Source organism: Novipirellula caenicola (assembly GCF_039545035.1).
GTDB classification, from domain to species: Bacteria; Planctomycetota; Planctomycetia; order Pirellulales; family Pirellulaceae; genus Novipirellula; species Novipirellula caenicola.
In genome coordinates, this window is the sequence record NZ_BAABRO010000074.1 from 1 (window position 1) to 1,178 (window position 1,178).

The 1,178-nt window shown below is 54.7% G+C and carries 1 protein-coding gene; it reads left to right on the plus strand.

Translation table 11 applies throughout. The features are described 5' to 3' along the window. The first annotated feature begins 362 nt into the window (after positions 1–362). On the plus strand, positions 363–983 hold the full coding sequence (locus ABEA92_RS31315; RefSeq protein WP_345689820.1) for a hypothetical protein: 621 nt from the start codon (positions 363–365) through the stop codon (positions 981–983). Positions 984–1,178 lie beyond the last annotated feature (195 nt).

Consider the following 1,178-nt stretch of genomic DNA (forward strand, 5'->3'; position numbering starts at 1 on the left):
CCACTGCAACCATACTCGATTCATGCTTGCTGCGATCTGCGATAACCATGCGATGGTGACGGAGCGGCGGCATCGTTTTTGCAAAGTGGCTCAATCACCCTTCGCCGCCCGCACATCGCTCCCGTTCGTCGGACTGAAGACACACGATGCGCAACGCGTTGATCTGCCTTGCAATTGCTTCTCTCGCCCCAGGTTGCGCGCCGAAGCCTGTGATTCATCCGGCCGTGCTCGAACTTGAGTTTGACGCTGCAATTCCTCAGGCACGCGACGACGTCACTGGGGTGACACACCTCACCTTGCGTGGGCGTCAAATTGGAACCGACGCGCATCGCCTCATCAAACGATGCACAAACCTGCGTGTCTTGTCGATTCGCGCATGCAACGCGGATCAATCACCGATACTTGCAATCGCTCCAACGGTTCAACAACTTTATGTGTCGAATCTGAAGTCACGCTCTCCGATCACACTGACCGGTGGCGAGTCGCTCGGGATGCTAGTTATCACGTCTTGCGAATTGGACAATTACAATTTGGACCGGCTGCGATCCGATGGCGCGCTTACACAACTTACCATCAATGATTGCACTGTTTCCGACGAAACGATTTCGTGGATTCACAATCAAAACCGCCTGACAACCCTACAATACGGTAACAACGATGCTTCGTCCGATTTATTTGTGAACTGGGCAAGCACCAACCTCACGCATGTGGACATCGCGGGGATGATCCCTTCCCCTGACGCAGTCGCCTTTCTCGAACGGCAACCGTCACTTTCACATTTTTCGATTGATCTCTGCGGTGATCCAATCGCCGGTGCGGCTGTCGCGATGCTGCAACGTAACTCGCTGAGTTCAGCACACCTTTTTTGTGCTCGCAAGGACATGCCACGGTACAATCAACTTACGAGCAACGCGATTCCGATTGTTCGCGTCTATCAACGACACAACGATCTATCGCGAACCAAATACACCGACGAACCATGACATGGACCGGAGGACGCGGCAGCGCGGCGACAAGTGGTGACTCGTTCGCGCGTCCCCGGTCATGTCCGCCGTTCTGCGAACACCGTTGATTGAATGGACACTGAAGCGTCGGCGTTGATCGCGCGAATTGAGACTGCCTTTGCAGGGGTAACGCTCGGTGATGGCATTAGCCTCGCCGAATCGGTCGCGTTAGAT